Here is a 20509-nt window from a genome sequence, read left to right as displayed (position 1 = left end):
TTAGCGGCAGATTTTCAGAAGAAATGAAAAACATATCAATTCTATATATCATGAAACGACTTTTAGTAAGTATTGCTATCGTATTTGCCGCTATACTGACCGCAGTGGGGCAAAATCACTCTTTCAGCTTATCCGGCAAGTGGAACTTCCAGATAGACCGGGAAGATACCGGCGTCAAGGAACAATGGTTCAAAAAATCCCTCGACGACTCTATCAACCTGCCCGGCTCCATGCCCGAAAAGCTAAAGGGGGATGAAGTGACCGCCCGCACCCAATGGACGGGAAGCCTCTACGACAGTTCTTACTACTTCAACCCATATATGGAAAAATACAGGATAGAGGGACAAGTAAAGCTCCCCTTTTTCCTGACTCCCGACAAACATTATGTAGGCGTAGCCTGGTATCAAAAGAAAGTTACAATCCCTTCCAACTGGAAAGGGGAAAGAATCTCCCTTTTCCTGGAACGTCCGCATATCGAAACCACCGTTTGGGTAAACCAAAAGGAACTCGGTATGCAGAACAGTCTTTGTGTTCCCCACGTCTATGACCTGACTTCTGCAGTCGCCCCCGGAAAAACGTGTCTGATTACTATCCGCATTGACAACCGCATCAAGGAAATCAACGTAGGCCCCGACTCCCACAGTATCACCGACCAGACGCAAGGCAACTGGAACGGTATCGTCGGACGAATCGAATTGCAGGCTACTCCGAAAGTACACTTTGAGAACATTCAAGTATATCCCGATTTGAGCAATCAGAAAGCGCTGGTACGCATGAATGTACAGTCCGCCTCTTCCGCCAAAGGAGAAATCACGCTTTCCGCCGAGAGTTTCAACACGGACATCCGCCACAAAGTCGCTCCCGTACAACAAACTTTCAGTATCCGTCCAGGAGACAATGCGGTTGAAATGGAACTTCCGATGGGAAAGGATTTCCTGACATGGGATGAATTCAGCCCTGCACTCTACAAACTGACAGCCACGTTGAGCAACGGTAAACAGACGGATACGAAGCAAGTGCAGTTCGGTATGCGCGACTTCAAGATAGAAGGAAAATGGTTCTATGTGAACGGCAGAAAGACAATGCTTCGCGGCACGGTAGAAAACTGTGATTTCCCGTTGACAGGCTATGCGCCGATGGATGTAGCTTCCTGGGAACGGGTATTCCGCATTTGCCGCAGCTACGGGTTGAACCATATGCGTTTCCACTCTTTCTGTCCGCCGGAAGCGGCTTTTATCGCTGCCGACCTTGTAGGTTTCTACCTGCAACCGGAAGGGCCGAGCTGGCCGAACCATGGACCGAGACTGGGTAACGGACAGCCGATTGACAAGTATCTGATGGATGAAACGATTGCTCTGACGAAAGAATATGGGAATTACGCTTCTTATTGTATGCTGGCTTGCGGCAATGAGCCTTCCGGTCGTTGGGTGGCATGGGTAAGCAAGTTTGTGGATTATTGGAAAGCGACCGACCCGCGTCATGTATATACGGGAGCTTCCGTAGGAAATAGCTGGCAGTGGCAACCTCACAATGAGTTTCATGTGAAAGCCGGAGCACGTGGATTGAGTTGGGCAGGTGCCCGTCCGGAAAGCATGTCAGACTACCGTGCAAGGATAGATACGGTGAAGCAGCCGTATGTTTCACATGAGACAGGTCAATGGTGCGTATTCCCTAATTTCAATGAAATCCGTAAGTACACCGGGGTCAACAAAGCGAAGAATTTTGAAATCTTCCGGGATATTCTGAATGATAACCATATGGGAAGTCAAAGTTACGACTTTATGATGGCTTCGGGTAAACTTCAGGCTCTCTGCTACAAGCATGAGATTGAAAAGACATTGCGCACTCCCGATTATGCTGGATTCCAGTTGTTGGCTCTCAATGATTATTCCGGTCAGGGAACTGCATTGGTCGGTGTGTTGGACGTATTCTTCGAAGAAAAAGGATATATCAATGCAGAACAGTTCAGACGTTTTTGCAGTCCGACTGTGCCATTGGCGCGTATCCCGAAATTTGTATATGCCAATAACGAAACATTCCATGCCGACATCGAAGTGTCTCATTTCGGGGCAGCTCCTTTGCAGGAAGCAAAAACGGTTTATACTATCAAGGATAAGTTCGGAAAAGTATATGCCCATGGAAGTGTAGGTACTCACAATATACCTATCGGTAATCTCTGTTCTTTGGGTAGTGTAGATATGGATTTAGCAGGAATCACTACTCCGCAGAAACTTAATCTGGAAGTACGTATCGAGGGCAGTGATGCCGTGAATGACTGGGATTTCTGGGTATATCCCGCACAAGTAGAACTGACACAGGGTGATGTATATACCACGGATACACTGGACGCCAAGGCTTTATCGGTATTGCAGGAAGGCGGAAACGTTTTGATTACGGCAGCCGGAAAGATTCAATACGGCAAAGAAGTCAAACAATACTTTACTCCGGTATTCTGGAACACTTCCTGGTTCAAGATGCGTCCACCGCACATGACGGGTATCTTCGTGAATGAATATCATCCGCTTTTCCGCCAGTTCCCGACGGAATACCACAGCAACCTGCAATGGTGGGAGCTATTGAATAAAGCACAGGTGATGCAGTTCACCGACTTTCCGGCAGAGTTCCAGCCGACTATCCAAAGCATTGATACGTGGTTTATCAGTCGCAAAATAGGAATGTTGTTTGAGGCAAAGGTATTGAACGGAAAGTTGCTGATGACCAGTATGGATATTACTTCACAGCCGGAAAAAAGAATCGTTGCCCGACAGATGCACAAAGCAATCCTGGATTATATGAATTCGGATGCTTTCCGCCCGTCAACGGTAATAACGCCGGAGCAGATACAAACGCTGTTTACTAAAGTAGCGGGAGATGTGAAGTCTTACACCAAAGATTCTCCCGACGAACTGAAACCGAAGATTAACTAAACGGATATACTTTAATTTATATTATAATGAAAACTACTATCATAGGCTTACTACTCTTGGCTACACTGACCGTCAATGCTCAAGAAGAAGTCCGCACCTACCAACTGTCGGACGCACCCCGATATAGCGAGGAGACGGGATACGGATACGACCTCACCGCCACACCCGAAAAAGGAAACAAAGCGCCTTTCTTCTTCTCTGTCCGCGTACCAGATGGAAATTACAAAGTGACCGTTCGTCTCGGAAGCAAGAAGCAGGCAGGAGTGACAACTGTACGGGGAGAATCCCGTCGTCTGTTCGTAGAGAATCTGCCGACAAAAAAAGGCCAGTTCATAGACGAGACGTTTATCATCAACAAGCGGAATCCCCGCATCACCGAGAAAGAATCCGTGCGTATCAAGGCACGTGAGAAAAAGAAACTGAACTGGGATGATAAATTGACACTGGAATTCAACGGTGACGCACCTGTATGCCAGAGTATCAATATAGAACCTGCCGACCCGTCGGTTATCACAGTTTTCCTGTGCGGCAACAGCACGGTAGTAGACCAGGATAACGAACCGTGGGCCAGTTGGGGACAGATGATTCCCCACTTCTTCGGAACAGACGTCTGCATTGCCAATTATGCGGAATCCGGCGAATCTGCCAATACCTTTATCGGAGCAGGACGCCTGAAAAAAGCATTGAGCCAAATGAAGAAAGGCGATTATCTCTTTATGGAGTTCGGACATAACGACCAGAAGCAGAAAGGCCCCGGCAAAGGAGCGTATTACTCTTTCATGACCAGTCTGAAAACATTCATTGACGAAGCCCGTGCACGCGGAGCATATCCCGTACTGGTCACCCCCACCCAACGCCGGAGCTTTGACGCGACCGGGCATATCCGCGACACGCACGAAAATTACCCGGAAGCCATGCGCTGGCTTGCCGCCAAAGAGAATGTGCCGTTGATTGACCTCAACGAAATGACCCGCACGCTCTATGAAGCCCTCGGTCCCGAAACGTCCAAACGTGCTTTCGTACATTACCTGGCAGGCACTTATCCGGGACAGACCAAGGATTTTGCCGACAACACCCACTTCAATCCTTACGGGGCTTATCAGATAGCCCAATGTGTGATTGAAGGAATGAAGAAAGCCGTCCCCGAACTGGCGAAGCATCTGAAAATCGACCCGGCATACGACCCGGCACACCCGGATGACGTGAACACTTTCCATTGGAACGAATCACCTTTCACAGAGATAGAGAAACCGGACGGAAATTAAAGAATCCCAATATTGACCGATATGAAAAGAAAAAGCATCCTTCCCCTACTCGTAGCGGGCTCGTTTTTTATAGCATGTACTCCAGCCAAACAAGCAGGAAGCAACAGCTTCGAATGGGGACAGGTTCCGCAGCAACCGGATTTGTCGTGGGCGGACAGCGTAGGAAGCCGGCAAACTCCCGGAAACAACCTAATTTTATCCGCTAATTCTTTTGGCGCAGTAGCGGACAGCACAGTGCTCAGCACGGAAGCTATCCAGAAAGCAATCGACAGTTGCGCCGTCTCCGGCGGGGGAACCGTCACTCTCCAGCCCGGATTTTATCAGACCGGGGCACTATTCATTAAAAGCGGTGTCAACCTGCAACTGGACAAAGGCGTCACCCTACTCGCCAGCCCCCATATCCACCATTATCCCGAATTCCGTTCGCGCATTGCGGGTATCGAGATGACATGGCCGGCGGCAGTGATAAACATTGTCAATGAGAAGAACGCCGCTGTCAGCGGAGAAGGAACTTTGGACTGCCGGGGAAAAGTCTTTTGGGACAAATATTGGGAAATGCGCAAAGAATACGAAACGAAAGGATTGCGCTGGATTGTAGATTACGACTGCAAACGTGTACGGGGTATTCTTGTGGAACGCAGTTCGGATGTCACCTTAAAGGGATTCACGCTGATGCGTACCGGCTTTTGGGGATGCCAGATTCTTTATTCCAACTATTGCACCATAGACGGACTGACGATTAACAATAATATAGGCGGTCACGGCCCGAGCACGGACGGCATCGACATAGATTCTTCCTGCAACATTCTGATAGAGAACTGCGATGTAGACTGTAATGACGACAATATCTGTATCAAATCGGGACGGGACGCGGACGGTTTGCGGGTGAATCTTCCTACGGAGAACGTGGTGATTCGCAATTGCATTGCCCGCAAGGGTGCAGGACTTATCACCTGTGGTAGCGAAACTTCCGGCAGTATCCGGAATGTATTGGGCTATAACCTCGAAGCTGTCGGCACTTCCGCCGTGCTCCGTCTGAAAAGCGCCATGAACCGCGGTGGGACAATCGAAAACATCTACATGACTAACGTAAAAGCCGAAAACGTCCGCCACGTACTGGCAGCAGACTTGAACTGGAACCCCAGTTACAGTTACAGCACGCTGCCCAAAGAGTATGAAGGCAAGGAAATCCCGGAACACTGGAAAGTAATGCTGACTCCGGTGGAACCAGCCGAAAAGGGATACCCACGCTTCCGCAACGTATATGTATCACGGATTAAAGCCGAAAACGTAGACGAATTTATCTCCGCTTCGGGTTGGAACGACTCTTTGCGTCTGGAAAATTTCTATCTTTACGCCATCGAAGCACAGGCTAAGAAACCGGGTAAAATCTGCTATACGAAGAATTTCAACCTGTCGGAGATTACATTGGACGTAACAGAGAAAGACGCTATCGAACTAAAGGAAAATGAACAAAGTAATATTAAATTCAACTATGCTGAAACAACTCCTGACCATCGTACTGCTGGGAATCTTGCTCATTGATGCGCAAGCACAGTCTCTGACGCCGCCTGCCGGTACTTTCCGATTAGGAATATCGCAGGTAAATGAGAGCCACTGGCTGAAACCTAAGGAAAAGACACCGGGGATTACTTTCCAATGGAAAGCCCTGCCAGATACCCGCGGATTTATATTGGAAATAGAGGTGGCATCCTCTCCCAAGGCCGATACCTTATTCTGGAGCTTCGGTGATTGCCAGCCGGATGCGGACGTGAATGTGTTTAGCGTGGAAGGGCAGGCTTTCACCTGCTATTATGGGGAAAGCATGAAATTACGGACTGTACAGGCAGTCACTCCCACCGATGATATCCGCCTGAGCGACGGGCACAAGGACGAAACTCCCCTGATGCTTTATGAATCAGGAAAAAAGACCGACCGCCCCATACTGGCGGGACGTTGCCCGCTCGTTCCCGGCAGCAGGATTTATTTCTGCTTCTACGAACAGAACGAGAAGGCGGATTATAACTACTATATGTTACCGGATATTTTTGCCCAAACCGACAAAAAATGAAAAGGATATATTTACTATTCAGTCTCTTAGTGGGGTGCATTTACAGCTATGCAGCCATCTACAACGTGAAGGATTTCGGAGCCAAAGCGGATGGAAAAACGATTGATTCTCCCGCCATCAACAGCGCGATTGAGGCTGCCGCACAAGCCGGTGGCGGAACTGTTTACCTGCCTGCCGGAGAGTATGCATGTTATTCCATACGGTTAAAAAGCAACATTCACCTGTATCTGGAACAAGGCGCACGCATCGTTGCCGCCTTTCCCGGAAAAGAGGAAGGATATGATACCGCTGAACCGAACGAGCATAATAAGTTCCAGGACTTCGGGCACAGCCATTGGAAGAACTCTTTGATTTGGGGAATCGGACTGGAAAATATAACCATCAGCGGTTCCGGACTTATCTACGGTAAAGGATTGACCCGCGAAGAAAGCCGTCTGCCGGGTGTAGGCAACAAGGCTATCAGTCTGAAAGATTGCCGGAATGTGACGCTCAAGGATTTGTCCATGCTTCACTGCGGACATTTCGCCCTGCTCGCCACCGGGGTAGACCATCTGACTATCTTGAATCTGAAAGTAGATACCAACCGCGATGGATTCGATATTGACTGTTGCCGGAATGTGCGTATCAGCCAGTGTACGGTGAATTCTCCCTGGGACGATGCCATTGTATTGAAAGCCTCTTACGGGTTAGGGCGTTTTCAGGATACGGAGAATGTGACTATCAGTGATTGTTATGTGAGCGGTTTTGACCAGGGAAGCGTAATGAACGGAACCTGGCAACTGGACGAGCCCCAGGCTCCCGACCACGGTTACCGCACGGGACGTATCAAGTTCGGCACAGAAAGTAGCGGCGGATTCCGTAATATTGCGATTACTAATTGTATCTTCGAGCATTGCAGGGGTCTGGCATTGGAAACCGTAGACGGGGGACGTCTGGAAGATATTGTTATCAGCAATATCACGATGAGGAATATTGTCAATGCTCCTATCTTTCTGAGACTGGGCGCACGTATGCGCAGTCCGGAAGGTACGCCCGTAGGTACAATGAAACGTATCCTTATCAGCGACATCAATGTATGGAATGCCGACAGCCGGTATGCTTCCATTATCAGCGGCGTGCCGGGTGCTTGCATCGAGGACGTCACTTTCCGTAATATCCACCTATATTATAAAGGTGGATACAGCGCGGAAGACGGCAAGCGTGTTCCGCCCGAACAGGAGAAAGTATATCCCGAACCGTGGATGTTCGGCACTATTCCCGCCAAAGGATTTTACGTCCGCCATGCACGGAATATCACTTTCGACGGTATCCGCTTCCATTTCGAACAGCCGGACGGACGACCACTCTTTGTAACCGATGATGTAGAAAACATAGAATATTATAATACGCCGAAAGAATGATGAATAAGAAACAATTGATATTCCTCTGCCTGCTTGCAACAGGCGGAGCTGCACAAGCTCAACAATGGCCGGACGTTCCGGCAGAAGCACGTCCCGGCACCCGATGGTGGTGGCTGGGAAGTGCCGTAGACGAAAAGAACCTGACATACAACTTGGAAGAATACGCACGTGCCGGCATGGGTGCGGTGGAAATCACTCCTATCTACGGCGTGCAAGGGAATGACGCAAACGAGATACAGTTCCTCTCTCCCCGTTGGATGGAAGTGCTCAAGCATACACAAGCGGAAGGTAAACGTACAGGTATTGAAATCGACATGAATACAGGTACGGGCTGGCCTTTTGGCGGGCCGGAAGTCAGCATTGAAGACGCAGCTACCAAGGCAATCTTCCAAACTTACGAAATAGAAGGCGGCAAAGAGATTGTTCAGGATATTAATGTGACTGACCCTAAGCAACAACCTTATTCCGTTTTAAGCCGGGTAATGGCTTATAATGAAAATGGGCAGTGTCTTAATCTGACTTCTCATGTTAAAAAAGACAAGTTGCAATGGAAAGCCCCTGCCGGTAAATGGAAAGTGGTAGCTCTCTACATTGGAAAGACACGGCAGAAAGTGAAACGGGCAGCACCGGGCGGGGAAGGATACGTCATGAACCACCTGTCAAAGAAAGCTGTCAAGAACTATCTTTCCCGCTTCGACCGTGCATTCAAGAGTAGCAAGACAAGCTATCCGCATACATTCTTCAACGACTCTTACGAGGTGTATCAAGCAGACTGGACAGACGATTTTCTGGAACAGTTTGCCCGCAGACGGGGATATAAACTGGAAGAGCATTTCCCTGAATTTCTGGATGAAAGCCGTCCCGAAGTCAGCAGACGTATCTTGTCCGATTATCGGGAGACGATTTCCGACTTGTTATTGGAGAACTTCACCTGTCAATGGACAGACTGGGCACACAAAAACGGTAGCATCACCCGTAACCAAGCCCACGGCTCACCGGGTAATCTGATTGATATTTACGCAGCCGTAGATATTCCCGAATGTGAAGGCTTCGGACTGTCACAGTTCCATATCGAAGGATTGCGTCAGGATTCATTGACCAAAAAGAATGATTCGGACTTGTCTATGTTGAAATATGCTTCTTCGGCCGCACACATTGCAGGTAAGACCTATACTTCTTCCGAAACATTCACCTGGCTGACGGAGCATTTCCGCACTTCCCTATCACAATGCAAGCCGGATATGGACTTGATGTTTGTTTCCGGTGTCAATCATATGTTCTTTCATGGAACACCTTATTCTCCGAAAGAAGCCGAATGGCCGGGTTGGTTGTTCTATGCGTCTATCAATATGAATCCGACGAACAGTATCTGGCGTGACGCTCCTTCTTTCTTCAATTATATCACCCGTTGCCAGAGCTTTCTGCAAATGGGACGGCCGGATAATGATTTCCTGATTTATCTTCCGGTATATGATATGTGGAACGAACAACCGGGACGATTGTTATTGTTCACTATCCACCACATGGATAAACTTGCTCCCAAATTTATCGACGCTATCCACCGCATCAACAACAGCGGATACGACGGGGATTACATCTCCGACAACTTCATCCGCAGCACCCGTTTCAAGGACGGACAGTTGGTTACTTCGGGCGGAACGGGTTACAAAGCATTGGTAGTGCCTGCCGCCCATCTGATGCCGGATGATGTGTTGGCGCATCTTGTAGAACTGGCCAAACAGGGAGCTACTATCGTATTCCTCGAAAACTATCCGACGGATGTACCGGGATATGCCCGACTGGAACAGAAACGTAAGAGTTACCAACGTACGCTCCGCCAACTTCCGTCTGTCTCTTTCTCCGAGACAACCGTCACTCCGGTTGGAAAGGGAAAGATTATCACAGGAACGGATTATGCGCGCACATTGGCCAGTTGCCATATTCCTTGCGAGGAAATGAAAACTAAATTCGGCCTGCAAACTATCCGGAGAGTGAATGACACGGGACATCATTACTTCATCTCTTCCCTGCAAGACAAAGGAGTGGATGGCTGGGTTACCTTAGGAACAAATGCAACCGCAGCCGCCCTCTTCAATCCGATGACCGGAGAATGTGGAGAAGCCCTTATCCGCCAGGCAGACGGCAAGACACAAGTTTATCTGCAACTGAAATCCGGCGAATCGGTTATCCTGCAAACTTATCAACAGCCTTTGCAAGCTTCCAAACCGTGGAGATATATAAAGGAACAACCTTTCAGCCTCAGCCTTGACCATGGCTGGAAACTGCACTTTGCCGAAAGCAAACCGGAAGTTCAAGGTACATTCGACATAGACCGCCCGTGTTCATGGACAAGCATCAATCATCCGGCAGCCAAAATCAATATGGGAACCGGTGTGTATTCATTGGATATCGAGCTGCCTGCCTTGAAAGCTGACGACTGGATACTTGATTTGGGAGATGTACGCGAAAGTGCCCGTGTCCGCATCAACGGACAGGAAGCGGGTTGTGTGTGGGCAGTGCCTTATCAGTTGAGAGTAGGTCATCTGCTGAAATCCGGAAAAAACCACATCGAAATAGAAGTCACGAACCTTTCTGCAAACCGAATAGCAGAACTGGACAGGCAGGGAGTGCAGTGGCGCAAGTTTAAAGAAATCAATATTGTCGATTTAAACTATCGCCCGGCTAATTACGGGCATTGGAGTCCGCTGCCTTCCGGCTTGAATAGTGAAGTGCGGTTGATTCCGGTAGATTTGATACAGAAGTAAGTGTTTATCTTTATTTGATTTCTTAAACTTCTTATCCTAAAAGACAAGCCCCTTTTCCGAATTTCGTAGAAAAGGGGCTTATTTTATAATTTAGGTTAGTCTCTACTTCTTTATCTCTGATTACAGGACAATACACAAGCATTTCTAGCTACATAGTAATCAACTGATTACGCTCTTATTTTTCTCAAAATATTTCCATGCCTATGAGAAAATATTCTCATCGTGATGAGAAATAATTCTCACTGCGATGAGAAAAAGTTCTCATATTGATGAGAATTATTTCTCATTTCGGTGAGAATAATTCTAGTGTATAATCCCATTTCAAAGAGGTTACTTTAAGCTTATTACTGCCTGCTCCAACTGCTTCAACGCACGTTCCAATGTAGTACGCGGACAAGCAATATTCAACCGCATGAAGCCTTCGCCTTCCTTGCCAAATGTTGCTCCATCGTTCAATGCCAAATGAGCATCTTCTATGAAAAGGCGGTTCAGTTCTTCCTGATTTAGTCCTAATTCACGGCAATCCAAAAAGATAAGGTAGGAAGCTTGCGGACGAATCATCTTGATGGCAGGAATATGCTCTTTCAGATAGTTTTCGGTGAAGTCCACATTTTCCTTGATATAAGCAAGTACTTGTTCAAGCCATTCAGTACCATGACTGTAAGCAGCTGCTACACTCAAGTAAGCAAACAGATGCCCTTCGCTGAACTCACTTGCTTCCATATATGTTTGGAAACGGTGACGAAGCTCCTCATTTTCTATAATTACATAAGAGCTTGCCAGTCCCGGCATATTGAACGCTTTACTCGGAGACATAAAGATGAGTGAATTCATCCGCGCTTTTTCCGAGATAAGAGCGAACGTAGGATGCTTGTATGGCGGCAAAGTCAAGTCGGCATGAATCTCGTCAGAGATGATTAATGTACCGCTTTCATGACAAATATCGGCTATTTGAGCCAGCTCCTCTTTTGTCCATACACGTCCGCCCGGATTATGAGGGTTACTTAAAATAAGCAGTTTGCAGCCCTGAATATCTTGGCGAAAACGGTCAAAATCAATATAATATTGTCCGTCTTTCAGCACTAACGGGCTAAATACAACTTCGCGTTCATTCTTCTGAGTTACCAAAAAGAAAGGATGATAAACAGGCGGCATCACCATGACTTTATCCCCTTTCTGCGTAAAGCAGTGAATAGCAAAAGCCAATCCACGGACAATGCCGGGAGTGAATGTCAGCATCTCCTCACTTACCGTCCACCCGTGGCGTGCCTGTAACCAGTTGATTATGGATTCCGACCATTCTTTGCAGGCAAAAGTATATCCGAGCACTTCATGCTCCAGGCGTTTTTTCAAAGCGTCTATCACAAAAGGGGCTGTACGGAAATCCATATCAGCTACCCACATCGGAATCAAGTCCTTGCGTCCCCAACGCCCTTCCACTCCGTCCCATTTAACGGAGTCTGTACCGTTACGGTCTATTATTTCATCAAAATTATATTTCATACTGCATGATGTTATTATGTTATGTGAGACAAAAATAGTACTTTTGTATTCAATTCAAAAAGGAACCTATGACGAAAGCATTATTTTTTGATATAGACGGAACGCTGGTCAGTTTTGAAACTCACCGCATCCCGACTTCTACCATCAAGGCATTGGAAGCCGCCCATGCAAAAGGGCACAAAATATTTATCGCTACCGGACGCCCGAAAGCTATTATCAACAACCTTTCCGAACTACAAGACCGGAATCTCATAGATGGATACATAACCATGAACGGGGCTTATTGTTTTGTCGGTGAGCAAGTTATTTATAAAAGTGCCATCCCCCAAGAGGAAGTAAAAGCAATGGCAGCTTTCTGCGAAAAGAAAGGAGTGCCTTGTATCTTTGTAGAGGAACATAACATATCCGTTTGCCAGCCTGACGAGATAGTGAAAAAGACATTCTATGATTTCCTGCATGTGAATGTTATCCCGACTGTTTCTTTTGAAGAAGCGACCAGCAAAGAGATTATACAAATGACACCTTTTATCACAGAGGAAGAAGAAAAAGAAATCCGCCCGTCTATCCCGACATGTGAGATAGGTCGCTGGTATCCATCTTTTGCCGACGTAACCGCGAAAGGAGATACAAAGCAAAAGGGGATTGATGAAATCATCCGTTACTTTGATATTAAGTTGGAAGATACGATGTCATTCGGAGATGGTGGAAACGACATCAGTATGCTTCGCCATGCCGCTATCGGAGTAGCTATGGGACAGGCAAAGGATGATGTAAAAGCTGCCGCCGATTACGTGACGGCTCCCATTGACGAGGACGGAATCAGCAAAGCGATGAAACATTTCGGAATCATTGAATAAAAAGGATTTACTATACTTACAAGAATGAGCGTAGACACTAACAACGCTGAGTTTCAGGATGCCCTGAACTTGATTCAATATACACGCCAGTCGGTCTTTCTGACCGGAAAGGCGGGGACAGGGAAATCTACATTCCTGCGTTACGTCTGCGAGAATACGAAAAAGAAACATGTCGTACTTGCTCCGACGGGTATTGCCGCAATCAATGCCGGGGGAAGCACGATGCATAGTTTCTTTAAACTTCCCTTTTATCCGCTATTGCCGGACGACCCGAACCTCAGCCTGCAACGGGGACGCATCCACGAGTTTTTCAAATATACCAAACCACACCGGAAGTTACTGGAACAGATAGAACTGGTGATTATTGACGAGATTTCAATGGTGCGGGCGGATATTATTGATGCCATCGACCGTATCCTGCGCGTATATTCCCATAACTTACGTGAGCCTTTTGGTGGAAAACAGTTGTTATTGGTAGGCGATGTCTTCCAGTTGGAACCTGTCGTGAAGAACGATGAGCGGGAAATATTAAACCGATTCTACCCTACTCCCTACTTTTTCTCTGCACGGGTATTCGGTCAGATAGATTTGGTGTCTATCGAACTACAAAAGGTTTATCGGCAGACTGACCCTGTTTTTGTCGGTGTCCTTGACCACATTCGTACTAATACTGCCGGAGCTGCGGATTTGCAACTGTTGAATACCCGATATGGAAGTCAGATTGAAGAATCGGAAGCGGATATGTATATCACGCTTGCTACCCGAAGGGATACGGTAGATTCAATCAATGAGAAGAAACTGGCCGAACTTCCGGGAGAACCGATTACTTTTGAAGGAGTAATCGAAGGAGACTTTCCCGAAAGTAGTCTACCTACCTCACAAGAGCTTGTATTAAAACCCGGTGCACAGATTATCTTTATCAAGAACGACTTTGACCGTCGTTGGGTGAATGGTACGATTGGTGTCATTGCCGGCATTGATGAGGAAGAGGAAACGATATACGTTATCACTGATGACGGAAAAGAATGTGACGTGAAACGGGATTCATGGCGCAATATCCGCTATCGTTACAACGAAAAGACGAAAGAGATTGAGGAAGAAGTACTGGGTAGTTTCACGCAATATCCTATCCGGTTGGCTTGGGCTATTACTGTTCACAAGAGCCAGGGATTGACTTTCAGCCGGGTAGTCATTGACTTTACAGGCGGAGTATTTGCTGGTGGACAAGCGTATGTCGCACTTAGCCGTTGCACTTCACTGGATGGTATCCAGCTCAAAAAGCCGATTAACAGGGCAGATGTTTTCGTCCGTCCCGAGATTGTGAACTTTGCAGGACGTTTCAATAACCGACAAGCCATTGACAAGGCATTGAAACAGGCACAGGCAGATGTACAATATGCCGCAGCCGCACGTGCTTTCGACAAAGGAGATATGGAAGAGTGTCTGGAACAATTTTTCCGAGCTATTCATTCCCGCTATGATATAGAAAAACCTGTCCCGCGCCGCTTCATCCGCCGGAAACTCGGTGTCATCAACACCTTGAAAGAACAGAATAAAAAGCTCAAGGAACAGATGAAGGAACAGCAGGAACGTCTGCGCCAATACGCACATGAGTATCTGTTAATGGGAAATGAGTGTATCACTCAGGCACACGACGCACGTGCCGCCCTTGCCAACTATGACAAGGCGCTCAGTCTCGACCCGAACTACGTGGATGCCTGGATACGAAAAGGAATCACGCTCTTTAACAACAAAGAATATTTTGATGCGGAGAACTGTTTCAATACGGCTGTAAATCTTCATCCGGCAAATTTCAAAGCTGTTTATAACCGGGGAAAGCTTCGACTAAAAACAGAAGATACGGAAGGAGCCATTGCCGACCTGGATAAAGCGACAAGCCTGAAACCGGAGCATGCCGGTGCACATGAACTATTCGGTGACGCTTTGCTGAAAGCAGGAAAAGAAGTGGAAGCTGCGTTACAATGGAGAATCGCAGAGGAACTGAAGAAAAAGAGAAAGTAATAAATCTATATAAATGAAAAAGACGGAAACCGACCGTTTTCTTCCTCACCGACCAACACATCGTTCCTCACCGAGGAAAGCCCCGTTCCCCACCGAGGAAAAGGTCGTTGCTCACCGAGGAACGAATCCCCCACTTACAACGCCTTGGAAAGCCATTGTCTACTTTGGAGAGCTACACGCAAATATATTTACAGATTAAGTTATCATCCCCTACTCTCTATCCTCAACCGTCCCTAACACAATCCCGTACTTTGGATTCTGCTAATTTAAAAATAAGAATCCCTAAAAAAAACTCTTTTACCCCTTATTATCAAAAAGTTTTATTAATTTTGTTCCTTGCATATAATCAGACTCTTAAAATAGAAGCAAATGAAAAAAGGTTTGAAAATCGCAGCTATCACCGTAGGAGTAATTATCATTCTGATGCTCCTTCTTCCTTTCGCCTTCCAGGGTAAGATAGCCGATATCGTAAAGACAGAAGGCAACAAGATGCTCAACGCTCAATTTGACTTTAAGAAACTCAACATTAGCCTGTTCCGTAACTTCCCGCAGGCTTCTGTCACTCTCGAAGATTTCTGGCTGAAAGGTACGGGAGAATTCGCAAACGATACCCTTGTACAAGCCGGAGAAGTTACTGCCGCCATTAATCTATTCTCACTTTTCGGAGATAGTGGCTATGATATTTCTAAAATCTTCATTGAAGACACCAAGCTGCACGCCATTGTATTGCCGGACGGTCAAGTCAACTGGGACATCATGAAACCGGACACGACCGCAACCGACGAAACACCAGCCGTTGACGAAGAAGAATCTTCTCCTTTCAAAGTGAAGCTACAACGTTTCGTCATCAAAAACATGAATCTGGTCTATGATGACCAACAAGGGAAAATGTATGCTGATATCCGCGACTTCAACGCTATCTGCGCAGGAGACTTGGGAAGTGAACATACTACCCTGAAACTGGAAGCGGAAACTAAATCCCTGACTTACAAGATGAACGGGATTCCTTTCCTGGCAAATGCCAATATCTCCGCAAAGATGGATGTAGATGCCGACCTCGCCAACAACAAATACACATTAAAGGATAATACGATTCGTCTTAACGCCATCCAAGCCGGCATCGACGGCTGGGTAGCCTTGAAAGACCCGGCTATCGACATGGATTTGAAACTTAATACGAATGATATCGGTTTCAAGGAAATTCTTTCGTTGATTCCTGCTATCTACGCGACTGAGTTCTCCAGCCTGAAAACAGACGGAACCGCCACCCTTACCGCAACAGCCAAAGGTATCCTGCAAGGAGACACCGTTCCTTCATTCAATATTGATATGCAAGTCAAAAATGCCATGTTCCGCTATCCGGCTTTACCGGCAGGCGTAGACCAAATCAATATTAGCGCTAACGTTCAGAATCCGGGTGGAAATATTGACCTGACTACCGTTGACATTAATCCGTTCAGCTTCCGTCTGGCTAACAATCCGTTCAGTCTGACTGCCAACGTGAAAACTCCAATCAGCGACCCGGACTTTAAAGCCGAAGCAAAAGGTATTCTCAACTTGGGCATGATTAAGCAGGTATATCCGCTTGGAGACATGGAATTGAACGGGACAATCGACGCCGATATGCAAATGTCGGGACGTCTCTCCTACATCGAACAGGAACAGTATGAACGTATGCAGGCTGCCGGCACCATCGGACTGACGGGTATGAAGCTGAAAATGAAAGATATGCCGGATGTAGAGATTAAGAAGTCACTTTTCACTTTCACTCCGAAATATCTCCAGTTGAGCGAAACGACTGTCAATATAGGCAAGAACGACATCACTGCCGACAGCCGGTTTGAAAATTATATCGGTTACGTACTGAAAGGAACGACCTTAAAAGGTACGCTGAATATCCGTTCCAACTATTTCAACCTGAATGATTTCATGACTGCTTCCGCAGATGAAACTGCTACACCGGACGCAGCGGCTACCGATTCTGTACCTACTTCCACCGGAATTGTTGAAGTGCCGCGCAACATTGACTTCCAGATGGATGCCAATCTGAAACAGGTATTATTCGACAAGATGTCTTTCAACAATATGAACGGCAAACTTATCGTAAAAGACGGTAAGGTAGACATGAAGAATTTATCCATGAGTACTATGGGCGGAAACGTGGTCATGAACGGATATTATTCGACCGCGAACGTGAAGAAACCGGAACTGAAAGCCGGATTCAAACTGTCGAATATCGTCTTCGCTCAGGCTTATAAAGAACTGGATATGGTACAGAAGATGGCTCCTATCTTCGAAAACCTGAAAGGAAATTTCTCCGGCAGCATCAATGTATTGACAGATTTGGATGCAGCCATGAGCCCTGTATTGGATACGATGCAAGGCGATGGCAGCCTTTCTACCCGCGACCTCAGTTTAAGCGGAGTGAAAGCAATCGACCAGATTGCCGATGCTGTGAAGCAACCAAGCCTGAAAGATATGAAGGTGAAAGATATGACACTTGATTTCATCATCAAAGACGGACGTGTAGAAACGAAACCGTTCGATATTAAGATGGGAGATTACAATCTGAATCTTTCCGGCAGCACGGGACTTGACCAAACCATTGATTATACAGGAAAAATCAAGTTGCCTGCATCCGCGGGAAATATCTCCAAACTAATGACTCTCGACCTAAAAATCGGCGGTTCGTTTACTTCTCCCAAAGTCAGTGTCGATACCAAGAGTATGGCAAGCCAGGCTGTTGAAGCCGTAGCCGATGAGGCTATCAGCAAACTCGGTCAGAAACTGGGTCTGGATTCTGCCGCTACTGCCAACAAAGACTCAATCAAGCAGAAAGTAACGGAAAAAGCTGCTGAAAAGGCGCTGGATTTCCTAAAGAAGAAACTTAAATAAAGAAGATGGGAAGGAGAAGAAGTTATGCTTCTGAAGCTATATGATAAAAATAACAACCCGCAGGATTTACAACGAGTAATTGATATCCTGAATGACGGCGGACTCATCATCTATCCTACCGATACGATGTACGCCATCGGCTGCCACGGTCTGAAAGAGCGTGCAATAGAGCGGATATGCCGAATTAAAGAGATAGACCCGCGAAAGAACAACCTGTCTATCATCTGTTATGACTTGAGCAGTATCAGCGAATATGCTAAAGTAGACAATAGCGTATTCAAGCTTATGAAGCATAATCTTCCGGGACCATTCACCTTTATCCTGAACGGTACGAACCGTTTGCCCAAGATTTTCCGCAACCGGAAAGAAGTCGGTATCCGCATGCCGGACAATAACATTATCCGTGAGATTGCCCGGTTGCTCGACGCTCCCATTATGACTACCACCCTACCATATGAAGAACATGAGGATTTGGAATACATGACTGACCCCGAACTTATAGACGAAAAGTTCGGTGATATAGTAGATTTGGTCATTGACGGGGGAATCGGGGGAATAGAACCCTCGACCGTAGTAAAATGCACAGAGGACGAGCCGGAAATCGTACGTCAAGGGAAAGGCTGGCTGGAAGAGAACTAATCTCTTCTCCTGCCGGAAATTCAATTATAACAAAATGGGCTGCAATCAATTAAACACTGATGCAGCCCATTTTTTATAGAGTTTATCCTCGTCTTACTTAATCAAAGATTCCGGGTCCAAGTGAGTAGACTCGATATCCTTAAAGTAGCGGTAAGTGCCCACTTTCAATTCAACAGTAGCAGCATCGTCACAAACGATAATACCCTTTTCATGCATCTGCAAAGCACTGATAGTCCACATCTGAGTGATGGCACCTTCTACAGCATGATACAAAGCACGTGCCTTGTTATGACCGTTCACGATAATCATCACTTCTTTTGCAGAAAGTACAGTACCCACACCCACTGTCAATGAAGTCTTGGGAACTTTGTTGATGTCATTATCAAAGAAACGTGAGTTGGCAATGATAGTATCCATTGTCAATGTCTTCTGACGAGTGCGTGAAGTCAGGGAAGAACCCGGTTCGTTGAATGCGATATGTCCGTCGGGACCAATACCACCCATAAACAAGTCGATACCACCGTAAGACTTAATCTTTTCTTCATAACGTGCACATTCAGCATCCAAGTCAGGAGCGTTGCCATTCAGGATATTTGTATTCTCCGGTTTGATGTCGATATGGCTGAAGAAGTTATTCCACATAAAAGAATAGTAGCTTTCCGGATGTTCTTTCGGCAATCCTACATATTCGTCCATGTTGAATGTCACTACATTTTGGAAGGAAACGATACCTTTCTTATTCAAGTCAATCAACGCTTTGTACATACCCAGAGGAGAAGAACCTGTAGGGCAACCCAATACAAATGGTTTTTCAGGAGTCGGATTAGCAGCCTTTATTTTTGCAGCAACATAATGTGCAGCCCACTGAGATACGGACTGGTAGTCCGGTTGAATAATTAATCTCATAAGTCGATTGTTTTATAGGTTAGTAATAAATATATTATCTCATTCACTGTTTTAACGGTCTTTCTTCAAGCGCTCCGCCATTGCACGCGCCAGGTTTTCGCATTGGGTATAGGTAATGTCTTTCATCGCCTGCTTCATCTCTACCGGGTCGCCTATCAACTCAAATTTGCTCTTTTCTGCAAATTCAGCCAGACGCTTCACAGCAGCACCTGCCCATGTGAAAGAACCGAAATAGCCTAAATAGCGACCTTTCACCTCACGCAACAGAATCTTTGAAAGCAACGCTTCCACTTCTGGGAAAATCTGGTTGCTGTAAGTAGGAGAACCGATGATTAATCCCTTATAACGGAAAATATCCGCTATGATATAAGAAGGATGACTCTTCGTCACATTGTGCATAACGATGTTCTTGATTCCCTGTGCCGAAAGTTCCGCCGCAATAGCCTCAGCCATTTGTTCCGTATTTCCATACATGCTTCCGTATGCGATAACTACGCCCTCGTCCGCATCATAACGGCTCAAACGGTCATAGATACCTATCACTTTGGCTATATTCTCCGTCCATACCGGACCGTGGGTAGAGCAAATAGCAGAAATAGGAAGTCCGCCGAGTTTCTGCAACGCTTTTTGCACGGGGCTTCCATATTTACCAACGATGTTTGAATAGTAGCGAACCATTTCTCCCCAGTACTTATCTACATTCATACGGGCATCCAAGAAACCGCCGTCCAGCGTACCGAAACATCCGAATCCGTCACCGGAGAAAAGAATTCCATCCGTTTCGTCAAATGTCATCATCGTTTCCGGCCAGTGTACCATCGGAGTCATATAAAAACGTAGTTTATGACGTCCCAAAGCCAGAAAGTCTCCGTCTTTCACCAGATATTGTTCTCCGGTCACGCCATAAAAACCTTCAATCATACCGAATGTCTGCTTGTTGCCTACAATGATAATTTCCGGATAGTGCTGCTTAATCAATCGGATAGAACCGGAGTGGTCAGGTTCCATATGATTTATAATCAAATAGTTAATGGGACGTTCTCCAATCACCTGCTTAATCTTACGCAAGTAGACTTCAAAATAACAGATATCCACCGTATCCACCAATGCCACCATTTCATCATCAATCAGATAAGAGTTGTATGAAACCCCATAGGGTAATGGCAACATCGCCTCAAATCTATGCTTGTTACGGTCATTTACTCCCACATAGTGGACATTTCCTTTAATTCTTGTTTTATGTTCCATTCTTTAAGTTA

At 46.4% G+C, this 20509-nt stretch carries 13 protein-coding genes; 10 read left to right on the top strand and 3 right to left on the bottom strand.

The genetic code is table 11. The features are described from left to right. The first annotated feature begins 50 nt into the window (after window positions 1–50). The 6 genes from CLIN57ABFB40_RS17185 to CLIN57ABFB40_RS17160 are packed head-to-tail and all read left to right on the top strand — an operon-like array spanning window position 51 to window position 10428. Window positions 51–2927, top strand: a complete 2877-nt coding sequence (locus CLIN57ABFB40_RS17185) for a sugar-binding domain-containing protein (protein WP_175631206.1) — start codon at window positions 51–53, stop codon at window positions 2925–2927. 26 nt (window positions 2928–2953) lie between these two features. Then, on the top strand, window positions 2954–4192 hold the full coding sequence (locus CLIN57ABFB40_RS17180; RefSeq protein WP_175631205.1) for a rhamnogalacturonan acetylesterase: 1239 nt from the start codon (window positions 2954–2956) through the stop codon (window positions 4190–4192). A gap of 21 nt (window positions 4193–4213) precedes the next feature. Then, window positions 4214–5737, top strand: a complete 1524-nt coding sequence (locus CLIN57ABFB40_RS17175) for a glycoside hydrolase family 28 protein (protein WP_175631204.1) — start codon at window positions 4214–4216, stop codon at window positions 5735–5737. Continuing rightward, window positions 5688–6263 (top strand): DUF4450 domain-containing protein, encoded by a 576-nt coding sequence (locus tag CLIN57ABFB40_RS17170; protein ID WP_175631203.1) that lies wholly within the window; start codon window positions 5688–5690, stop codon window positions 6261–6263. Before CLIN57ABFB40_RS17175 ends, CLIN57ABFB40_RS17170 begins: the two co-directional genes overlap by 50 nt. Continuing rightward, the gene (locus CLIN57ABFB40_RS17165; RefSeq protein WP_175631202.1) at window positions 6260–7663 is read left to right on the top strand and encodes a glycoside hydrolase family 28 protein; all 1404 of its coding nucleotides are present in this window, start codon (window positions 6260–6262) and stop codon (window positions 7661–7663) included. Before CLIN57ABFB40_RS17170 ends, CLIN57ABFB40_RS17165 begins: the two co-directional genes overlap by 4 nt. After that, window positions 7663–10428 (top strand): glycosyl hydrolase, encoded by a 2766-nt coding sequence (locus CLIN57ABFB40_RS17160; protein WP_175631247.1) that lies wholly within the window; start codon window positions 7663–7665, stop codon window positions 10426–10428. The genes CLIN57ABFB40_RS17165 and CLIN57ABFB40_RS17160 overlap by 1 nt, the downstream gene beginning before the upstream one ends. A 330-nt stretch (window positions 10429–10758) precedes the next feature. Here CLIN57ABFB40_RS17160 and CLIN57ABFB40_RS17155 read toward each other — a convergent pair whose 3' ends face one another. Beyond that, window positions 10759–11931, bottom strand: a complete 1173-nt coding sequence (locus CLIN57ABFB40_RS17155) for a MalY/PatB family protein (RefSeq protein ID WP_175631201.1) — start codon at window positions 11929–11931, stop codon at window positions 10759–10761. Window positions 11932–11999: 68 nt separating this feature from the next. Between CLIN57ABFB40_RS17155 and CLIN57ABFB40_RS17150 the strand changes: the two genes are divergently transcribed. The 4 genes from CLIN57ABFB40_RS17150 (at window position 12000) to CLIN57ABFB40_RS17135 (ending at window position 18344) form a co-directional block, all read left to right on the top strand. Further along, window positions 12000–12788 carry a Cof-type HAD-IIB family hydrolase gene (locus CLIN57ABFB40_RS17150; protein WP_175631200.1) on the top strand — a complete coding sequence of 263 codons (789 nt, stop codon included), beginning with the start codon at window positions 12000–12002 and terminating at the stop codon, window positions 12786–12788. Between the two features lie 24 nt (window positions 12789–12812). Continuing rightward, window positions 12813–14810, top strand: a complete 1998-nt coding sequence (locus CLIN57ABFB40_RS17145) for a tetratricopeptide repeat protein (RefSeq protein ID WP_175631199.1) — start codon at window positions 12813–12815, stop codon at window positions 14808–14810. A 369-nt stretch (window positions 14811–15179) separates the two neighbouring features. Next, complete coding sequence (locus CLIN57ABFB40_RS17140; RefSeq protein ID WP_175631198.1) at window positions 15180–17705, top strand: AsmA-like C-terminal region-containing protein; 2526 nt, start codon at window positions 15180–15182, stop codon at window positions 17703–17705. Window positions 17706–17729: 24 nt separating this feature from the next. Next, the gene (locus CLIN57ABFB40_RS17135) at window positions 17730–18344 is read left to right on the top strand and encodes an L-threonylcarbamoyladenylate synthase (RefSeq protein WP_175631197.1); all 615 of its coding nucleotides are present in this window, start codon (window positions 17730–17732) and stop codon (window positions 18342–18344) included. A gap of 93 nt (window positions 18345–18437) precedes the next feature. On the opposite strand, the gene nagB is transcribed toward CLIN57ABFB40_RS17135, so the two are convergent. Further along, a complete protein-coding gene (gene nagB / locus CLIN57ABFB40_RS17130) occupies window positions 18438–19250 on the bottom strand; it encodes a glucosamine-6-phosphate deaminase (protein WP_175631196.1) in 813 nt (270 codons plus the stop codon). 51 nt (window positions 19251–19301) lie between these two features. Continuing rightward, window positions 19302–20498: an FprA family A-type flavoprotein gene (locus CLIN57ABFB40_RS17125; RefSeq protein WP_175631195.1), complete on the bottom strand. Its 1197-nt coding sequence runs from the start codon at window positions 20496–20498 to the stop codon at window positions 19302–19304. Window positions 20499–20509 lie beyond the last annotated feature (11 nt).

This window comes from Bacteroides acidifaciens, assembly GCF_903181435.1.
Classification (GTDB): domain Bacteria; phylum Bacteroidota; class Bacteroidia; order Bacteroidales; family Bacteroidaceae; genus Bacteroides.
The sequence above is the reverse complement of the archived record's forward strand: the minus strand, read 5'-3'. Positions and strand labels throughout refer to the sequence as shown.